At 45.0% G+C, this 7,999-nt stretch carries 3 protein-coding genes and 16 tRNA genes; 1 reads left to right on the top strand and 18 read right to left on the bottom strand.

Going from position 1 to position 7,999, the window contains the following annotated elements; translation table 11 throughout:
* The first annotated feature begins 6 nt into the window (after nucleotides 1-6).
* Nucleotides 7-669: a B3/B4 domain-containing protein gene (locus QYF49_RS22990; protein ID WP_290401924.1), complete on the top strand. Its 663-nt coding sequence runs from the start codon at nucleotides 7-9 to the stop codon at nucleotides 667-669.
* Between the two features lie 111 nt (nucleotides 670-780).
* Here the strand turns inward: QYF49_RS22990 and QYF49_RS22995 are convergent, their stop codons facing one another.
* The 18 genes from QYF49_RS22995 to QYF49_RS23080 all read right to left on the bottom strand — a co-directional run bounded on the left by QYF49_RS22995 (nucleotide 781) and on the right by QYF49_RS23080 (nucleotide 7,941).
* The gene (locus QYF49_RS22995; RefSeq protein ID WP_290401925.1) at nucleotides 781-3,393 is read right to left on the bottom strand and encodes a YhgE/Pip domain-containing protein; all 2,613 of its coding nucleotides are present in this window, start codon (nucleotides 3,391-3,393) and stop codon (nucleotides 781-783) included.
* Between the two features lie 218 nt (nucleotides 3,394-3,611).
* Nucleotides 3,612-5,246 carry a glutamate/serine transporter AimA gene (gene aimA, locus QYF49_RS23000; RefSeq protein ID WP_289475795.1) on the bottom strand — a complete coding sequence of 545 codons (1,635 nt, stop codon included), beginning with the start codon at nucleotides 5,244-5,246 and terminating at the stop codon, nucleotides 3,612-3,614.
* Nucleotides 5,247-6,365: 1,119 nt separating this feature from the next.
* A tRNA-Leu gene (locus QYF49_RS23005) sits at nucleotides 6,366-6,450 on the bottom strand.
* 39 nt (nucleotides 6,451-6,489) lie between these two features.
* Nucleotides 6,490-6,578 (bottom strand) — tRNA-Leu (locus tag QYF49_RS23010).
* A gap of 18 nt (nucleotides 6,579-6,596) precedes the next feature.
* A tRNA-Cys gene (locus QYF49_RS23015) sits at nucleotides 6,597-6,671 on the bottom strand.
* Nucleotides 6,672-6,688: 17 nt separating this feature from the next.
* Nucleotides 6,689-6,763, bottom strand: a tRNA-Gly gene (locus tag QYF49_RS23020).
* Between the two features lie 5 nt (nucleotides 6,764-6,768).
* Nucleotides 6,769-6,843 (bottom strand) — tRNA-Gln (locus tag QYF49_RS23025).
* Nucleotides 6,844-6,849: 6 nt separating this feature from the next.
* A tRNA-His gene (locus tag QYF49_RS23030) sits at nucleotides 6,850-6,925 on the bottom strand.
* Nucleotides 6,926-6,929: 4 nt separating this feature from the next.
* A tRNA-Trp gene (locus QYF49_RS23035) sits at nucleotides 6,930-7,003 on the bottom strand.
* Nucleotides 7,004-7,032: 29 nt separating this feature from the next.
* Nucleotides 7,033-7,116: transfer RNA gene (locus tag QYF49_RS23040), tRNA-Tyr, on the bottom strand.
* Between the two features lie 77 nt (nucleotides 7,117-7,193).
* Nucleotides 7,194-7,269, bottom strand: a tRNA-Thr gene (locus QYF49_RS23045).
* Between the two features lie 7 nt (nucleotides 7,270-7,276).
* Nucleotides 7,277-7,352: transfer RNA gene (locus tag QYF49_RS23050), tRNA-Phe, on the bottom strand.
* Nucleotides 7,353-7,356: 4 nt separating this feature from the next.
* Nucleotides 7,357-7,432: transfer RNA gene (locus QYF49_RS23055), tRNA-Asp, on the bottom strand.
* A 4-nt stretch (nucleotides 7,433-7,436) separates the two neighbouring features.
* Nucleotides 7,437-7,513 (bottom strand) — tRNA-Met (locus QYF49_RS23060).
* A gap of 77 nt (nucleotides 7,514-7,590) precedes the next feature.
* Nucleotides 7,591-7,666: transfer RNA gene (locus QYF49_RS23065), tRNA-Val, on the bottom strand.
* A gap of 23 nt (nucleotides 7,667-7,689) precedes the next feature.
* Nucleotides 7,690-7,764 (bottom strand) — tRNA-Glu (locus QYF49_RS23070).
* Between the two features lie 5 nt (nucleotides 7,765-7,769).
* Nucleotides 7,770-7,860 (bottom strand) — tRNA-Ser (locus tag QYF49_RS23075).
* 6 nt (nucleotides 7,861-7,866) lie between these two features.
* Nucleotides 7,867-7,941 (bottom strand) — tRNA-Asn (locus QYF49_RS23080).
* Nucleotides 7,942-7,999 lie beyond the last annotated feature (58 nt).

Below are 7,999 nucleotides of genomic sequence, written 5' to 3' on the forward strand. Positions count from 1 at the left end.
ATCCGTATGATAAATATAGCAAAGGACATTAAACAGCTTGTCCCTTCTTTTAAATTGGGAGCAATACTATATCATGATATCGTGATTGGAGAATCACCGCAAATGCTAAAGGGCAGATTCCAATTATTTCTTGAATCTCTGAAATTGGACGCCCATCAGCTCAGTGTCTCTGACCACCCTGGCGTGCAGGAATGGAGAAAAACCTTCAAAGCGCTAGCAATGGATCCCTCAAGATACCGGCCTTCTGCAGAAGCTCTGCTTCGAAGAGTATATAGCGGCAAAGACATAGGGATGATCAATTCGGCCGTCGATGTGAACAACTTCTTTTCTCTTCAATATGGTGTACCTATAGGCATATATAATGCAGGCCCACTGACCGGTGACATTGAAGTGAGGCTGGGAAAAGCAGAAGATCAATATGAAGGGTTAAACGGCCGTTTAATGAACATGGAGGCCAAATTGCTCTCTTCTGATGCATCCGGCCCTTTCGGCAGTCCCATCGTTGACTCCAAACGCACGATGACGCACGATAATGTCACAAGCGCCCTTCAGATCGTTTATCTTCGCCCGTCCATGTCAACGAAGGAAGCCGGGAAACTGTTGGCGGCCATCGAAAAAATGTTTATTCAGATACATGGAGGTTCTTCTGAATCATTTATTATTCAATAAAAAAAGCGCAGTACTTCATTTAAAACGAAGTACTGCGCTAAAACCTACAACTGCCTTGATTCAATATAGTCCAAATCACCGAATAATATGACAACCTGTTATATTATTTTTTTATGCTTGAATTTTAGCTGTGTCCTCCCGCGACAAACGTCTGCCTCTGCTGACTAAGATGACAGCAAACGCCAGAAGAGCAAAAGCGCCCAGATAGATAAACAGAACACTCGCATTAAACAGAGCCGTACCTGGCGCATCAAGAGCAAGCAGCGCCTTAAATCCGGCGATGCTATACGTAAATGGAAGGAATTCGCTCAAAGCCCGCATATTTGGCGGGAGCATATCGATTGGCAAATTCGCTCCTGTAATGGAAAGCTGAAGAACGACAAACGCCAATCCAAGAAACCGGCCAATCATTCCGAGTGCTGCAAAGAAACTAACGATCGCAGAAAATACAATGCTGACAAAAATAGCAAACAGTACAAAGCCTGCCGGGTTTTCAACATTTACAGCTAAAATCATGACTACTAGGGAAAGCAGCAAAGCCTGAGCAATTGCAAGAACGGATAGATTCATTAACTTTGCACTAAACCAGGCGGCTGCAGATACCTCTTCCGGCCTTTTGAAGTTCATGAACATGGACATGATCAAAATTCCTGTAAACAAGGCGAGTGTTAAAACATACGGTGCGGTAGAATCACGATAATGAGGAAATTTGAACACCTTGTCACTTTTCAGCTGCACTGGAGAAGCAAACATGTTGAAGTTTTTGTCTTCCGGGGTTTTCAGGCTGCTTGTTTTTGCGGCCCCATCTTTCAATCCCGAAGCCAGCTCGCCTGAACCATCATTCAGTTTTTCTGCACCATCATTTAGCCTGGTGACACCCGAAGTTAAATCCCCCCATCCTTTTTCCACTGTTGCATTGCCGTCACTCACTTGAACCGTTCCTGAATGGATCTTGTACGCGCCTGCTGTGAGGACTTTCCAGCCCTTATCAACGTCCGCGTTTCCACGGCTCACCTGTCCAGAACCATTATTAAGTTTACTCGTACCATCAATAAGCTTTTTCCAGCCATTATTGACCTCCTCATTACCGGCGGATAGAAGCCCTGCGCCTGAGTCGAGCCTTCTAACTCCATCCGTCATTGAACTCCAGCCTTCATTCACGGATTGGTTGCCAGCTGCGATTTGTGCCGTGCCAGCATGAAGATCACCAACTTTAGTCACCATGGTGTTCCATCCCGCGGCAATTTGCGCTGTGCCATCTTTTAGCTGTGGTGCTTTCTCGTTCAGTTCGCCCACACCGTTGTCGATGACGGACTGTCCTGCCACCAGTTTATCAAGCCCTGCAGTCACTGCACCTTCTTTACTAAAAGCACTGGCAATAGTTGCTGACGCATCCTTGAGTGCTCCAAGCTGCTTTATATTATCAGGATCATTCGCATTTTGAGAAAGTACTTGGCCTGTCCCAACTATTTTCATAAAATTAGGATCATTCCTCAAATCAGGATGTGCCTCAAGGTAGCTGTTTAGAGCTGAGGAAAGGCCTTTAAGCCCAGCTCCAAGAGCTTGTGCATTTTCCGCTGCTTTCGCCACTCCTCCAGCCACTGCCTGAGTTCCCGGCCGAAGCTCTGAATTCACTTTGTTTTGCAAATTTTTTAAACCGCCAAGCACTCCTTCTGTACCTTGTTTAAGTGCCGGCATTTGGTCATTAAGCACCTTTGCCCCGGCTGCAAGCTCTGCAACACCTTGCTGCTTCTTTTTAAGTGTAAGCAGCAGCAGGCCTGTCCCTTCATTAGCTTTTTCCGAACCTACCGCTAATTTTGCAATATCTCCAGACCCAGCTTTTAAAGAAGACAAGAGTTCATTTGTCCCATCCTTTAAATCATGTGATCCAGACGACAAACGCTTAATATCCCCGTGCTTGCCGGTCAAGTTTTGAAGCACTTGGCCTAATCCATTGTTTACCTGTGCCGCTCCATTGGCTAATTTCGTGATATCATTCTGTTTTCCGGAGAGGGACTGATAAATCTTCCCGGTTCCTTTTTCAAGCTCTTTTGTCCCTGCAGCAAGCCTGGATATATCGCCGGATTTTTTTGTAAGCGATTCCAAAAGTGTGCCGGTTCCTTTGTGTAATTCAGATGTGCCTCCGTTCAGCTTTTCTGAGCCATCAGCAGCGGTCTGAAAACCGTCCGACACATCTTGCAGGCTCGCAAACATAGTGTTCACGTATTTCTCTGTAATCCGGTCTGCGAGCCTTTCCCGGATCTGCTCGGTGGCACTCTTTGTAACCTGTGCGGCCATGAAGTTCAAACCTTCATTCTGCACATACTTCAGTTCTGGTTTTTGAGGATCTGTTGAAAGAACAGTCGTTACCCTCTTGGAGAAATCCTTGGGGATTTCAATGACCATGTAATACTTTAAACTCTTCATCCCGCTTTTTGCCTCGTCGGAGTCAACAAATTTCCAACCGAGGTTTTTTCCTTTTTCCAGATCAGCGACTAAATCCTTTCCTGCATTGATCGTCTCTCCATCTGAATCCGCTCCCTGATCATTGTTAACGACTGCTACAGGCAGATTAGACAGGTTGTCATACGGTCCCCACCTCGGAGATAAGAGTATCCCCCCGTACACAACCGGGACAAGCAAGGCAATTATGACTGATACCAGCAGCCCTTTTTTCGCTGCCAAACCAGCCATCTCCGCCTTGAACAAACTAAAGACTTTCATCCGCTACTCCCCCATGCTTTAGAATAAAATACAGGTGAAGATGAATGACCATTCACCTATATTAGCCTATGTATTCTAATAAATGACAAAAAAATCCTTTCTTTTTATAACTGAAAATTAAAAATATTTTTAATTTTCCTGGCAAACGGATAACTCGATGTATTAAAAAGCATAAAAAAAGAAGTGCACCATTTATGCACTTCTTTTTACCGTAATAGTTAACCTACTTCTTCCCCAGACTCGTTCCCGCGTTTCGTCATTTCTTTAACTCTAACTTGCTCATTCAGTTTAGCTGCTTCGTCTAAATACTCGGTTTGAATCCCGCTTTTTACAGCCCAATAATAAAACACAAGGGCTAAGCATGCAATGAGAACCATATCCCACCCAAATGGAATGATGTTGGCTCCTCCAAATTTTTCACTTCCCAGGTAGGAGATAAACATCATGCAGATTAAGTAAACAACCATCCAGAGTCCTGCCAGGAAATTCGTTTTGAAACCTTTCCATTTCTTTCTCGCCTGATAATAAAAGTAAATCGGAAGGCCAATCAAAATAAAGAATAGCACCTGTCCAGTCAGCGGCCATCTTGCCCAATACAGCGTTAAAGAGGCAAAGACGAACCCGCATGGTGCGATGATGCTTAGTGCTTTAACACGTAATGGACGATATAGATTCCTGCCTGTCCGTCTTAATGTCATGACGGTAACTGGGCCGGTGATATAAGAGATAAGGGTTGCGACTGAAATTACTTCTGCTAGTACCCCCCAGCCTCTAAAGACAAACAGAAACAGAAAACATACAGCAAGGTTTAAATACATAGCAGGACGAGGCACACGATAAAAAGGGTGAACCTTTCCAAACACTTCTGGTAAATATCCGTTCTTTTCCATTCCGTAGATCATTCTCGCTGTGGTGGCGGTATACGTAGTTCCTGTGCCGGAAGGAGAAATGAATGCATCACAATAAAGTAAAATGACAAGCCAGTTAATGCCCAGTGCAATGGCCAAATCGGCAAATGGCGAATTGAAATTTAAATGATGCCAGCCTTTAGCAATCGTGGCAGGACTGACAGCCCCGATAAAGGCCACTTGCAATAAAATGTAGATAACGGTTGCGATCAGAACAGACCCTACAACTGAAAATGGAATAGTGCGGCCGGGATTCCTTGCCTCGCCCGCCATATTAATGGGGCTTTGGAAACCGTTGAACGCGAATACAATCCCTGAAGTAGCTACGGCAGTTAGTACACTTGCCCAACCATAAGGGGCAACACTGTGCCCGGATGTAAAGTTCTCCCCATGAAATCCTACGAAAAGAAGCGCTCCAACCGTGAGTCCAGGAATAACAATTTTAAAAATTGTTATCAGGTTATTTGCTTTGGCAAACAGGCTGACTGCCCAATAGTTCAGAAAAAAGTAAATCAGCATCAAAACTGAAGCGATAACCAATCCTTTCCCGGTAAGGGTGCCTTCCGTCACTAACGTGTGCGTCCACCTTGCCCATTTCCACGGCCATGAACTCATATATTGCACAGAGGCGATTGCTTCAACAGGAATAACAGAAACAATGGCAATCCAATTGGACCAGGCTGCAAGAAATCCTACAAACGATCCATGAGAATACTGTGTGTATTTCACCATACCTCCGGCTTCAGGAAACATGGCGCCTAATTCAATATAAGAAAGCGCTATAAATAAAATAACGATCATGCCGATGATCCAGGAAAAAACAGCGGCTGGACCGGCGATTTGTGCAGCTCTCCATGCCCCAAATAACCAGCCGGATCCAATGATCGAACCGAGCCCGACCATGGTCAGGGCAAAAGTTCCCATCTTTCGTTGCAAATCACTCATTCATGAAACTCCCTTCCAAAACTGTCCGTTTAAAGATAATATTCCTTTTTCGTTACTGTGAATCCCATAGAGGAATACTGAATATGATTACCGACAGCCTTCTATCTACAAATTTCGCCTTTTTTTTACATTTGTTTAGGGTAGAGCACATAATTGGCAAAGTGTTCATTCTTTCGTGAACAATTTGAGAGTGGAATAGTATTAGGGGCCAAATGCACGTCTATTAGTATGCGATAATGTAATGGAGAAAAAACGTAAATCTCTGCGTACTGAAAAGTATAAAGAAAAAAACGTTCCTTGCACTGTGCAAGGAACGTCTATATTTTAACGTTATTATGTTATGTAATGGTACCGGTGGTCGGGGTCGAACCGACACTTCCAAGGGAACACGATTTTGAGTCTGAGTGTTCCGTTTCTTCTATTAGTACAGTGATATTAAGTCAGAATAATTTATATGTAAATCTACTCTGTCAGCGGAGTACAAACCAGTCATCCCCCCTACTAGTCCCCATTCAACAGGGTAGAAACATACCGATCAGTTCTGTTTCCAACCTATAGCAAGATAAATCATCCCGACCACTAAGGAAATTATACTTAAGTAAAGTATCGGTCTTCCTACTGCGTCTAACATTATTTCAAAAGCATGGTTAGTGTAATCGTTATATCCAATATGAAATAGACCTGCTGTTATGTACCTAGCTGAAAATAGAAGTGCAGAAATTAAACAAAACCCAATACCAACTGCATTTTTCGACATAAATAGCTTCCCCTCTTTACTTTGTAAATTTTACCACTTTGACCATTGACAGGAAAGGGGTTTAATTGGATATTTATTAAGGTTAAATTATATCACATCAGTTACTATAGATATCGCTTATTATTGGTTTTTTTCGTGTTGGCACCTAGCCAAAGAGAAGGCTTTTTTTGTTATTTTAACTTGAAATTCGAACCACCCTCCCATAGCTATGAACACGATTCAATGCACACGATTTGCAGAAGGAAAAATCACCTAAAAATATTCCTAAAATCGCAAAAAACGCCTTCCTACAATACTGTAGAAAGACGTTAGAAAACGTTGATATTACTTAATTCTTCTGTAATTATATAAATAAAAGAAAATGGTACCGGTGGTCGGGGTCGAACCGACACTCCCAAGGGAACACGATTTTGAGTCGTGCGCGTCTGCCAATTCCGCCACACCGGCATGCAAATAAATCTTTAGGCAGTTTAAATTATAAAAATATGGTGCCGAGGGCCGGACTCGAACCGGCACGGTAGTCACCTACCGCAGGATTTTAAGTCCTGTGTGTCTGCCAATTCCACCACCCCGGCGCTGGGGGAATTATGTAGTGGAGGCGGCAACCGGATTCGAACCGGTGGATAAGGGTTTTGCAGACCCTGGCCTTACCACTTGGCTATGCCGCCATAACAGATCATATGAATGGAGCGGAAGACGGGATTCGAACCCGCGACCCCAACCTTGGCAAGGTTGTATTCTACCACTGAACTACTTCCGCATATATGGCTGGGCTAGCAGGATTCGAACCTACGAGTGACGGAGTCAAAGTCCGTTGCCTTACCACTTGGCTATAGCCCAATCATATGGGGCGACCGATGGGAATCGAACCCACGAATGCCGGAACCACAATCCGGTGCGTTAACCACTTCGCCACGATCGCCATATGGCAGGGGCAGTAGGAATCGAACCCACACCAAAGGTTTTGGAGACCTTCGTTCTACCGTTAAACTATGCCCCTGAATCAGTTAATGTGCAATAAAAATTAGATGGTGGAGGGGGACGGATTCGAACCGCCGAACCCAAAGGAGCGGATTTACAGTCCGCCGCGTTTAGCCACTTCGCTACCCCTCCATGAGAGACAAAATCTATTTTAATACAGATTCATCTATTCTTCAAGAAGTAATTTCTTACAGTTCTAAAAAGAAAAGTGGTGCCGGCTAGAGGACTTGAACCCCCAACCTACTGATTACAAGTCAGTTGCTCTACCAATTGAGCTAAACCGGCATAAAAATGGTGGCTCGAGACGGAATCGAACCGCCGACACGAGGATTTTCAGTCCTCTGCTCTACCGACTGAGCTATCGAGCCAAAATGGCGGACCCGACCGGGGTCGAACCGGCGATCTCCTGCGTGACAGGCAGGCATGTTAACCACTACACCACGAGTCCATTTTGGTTGCGGGGACAGGATTTGAACCTGCGACCTTTGGGTTATGAGCCCAACGAGCTACCAGACTGCTCCACCCCGCGATGATATTTAGCTTACGGACGATATGTCCGAATATAAGACTGTTCTTCCTCTACAAGAGAGAAAAGATAAGTATTAATGGTGGAGGATGACGGGATCGAACCGCCGACCCCCTGCTTGTAAGGCAGGTGCTCTCCCAGCTGAGCTAATCCTCCAAAGAAGTGATATATGTATGAAATGGTGACCCGTACGGGATTCGAACCCGTGTTACCGCCGTGAAAGGGCGGTGTCTTAACCGCTTGACCAACGGGCCACACATGGCAGAGAAGAAGGGATTCGAACCCTCGCGCCGCGTTAGCGACCTACTCCCTTAGCAGGGGAGCCCCTTGAGCCACTTGGGTACTTCTCTAAAATATGGCTCCACAGGTAGGACTCGAACCTACGACCGATCGGTTAACAGCCGATAGCTCTACCACTGAGCTACTGTGGAATAATGTAAGCCTGGCAGCGTCCTACTCTTACAGGGGGAAGCCCCCAACTACCATCGG

The organism is Fictibacillus terranigra, from assembly GCF_030412265.1.
GTDB lineage: Bacteria > Bacillota > Bacilli > Bacillales > Fictibacillaceae > Fictibacillus_C > Fictibacillus_C terrinigri.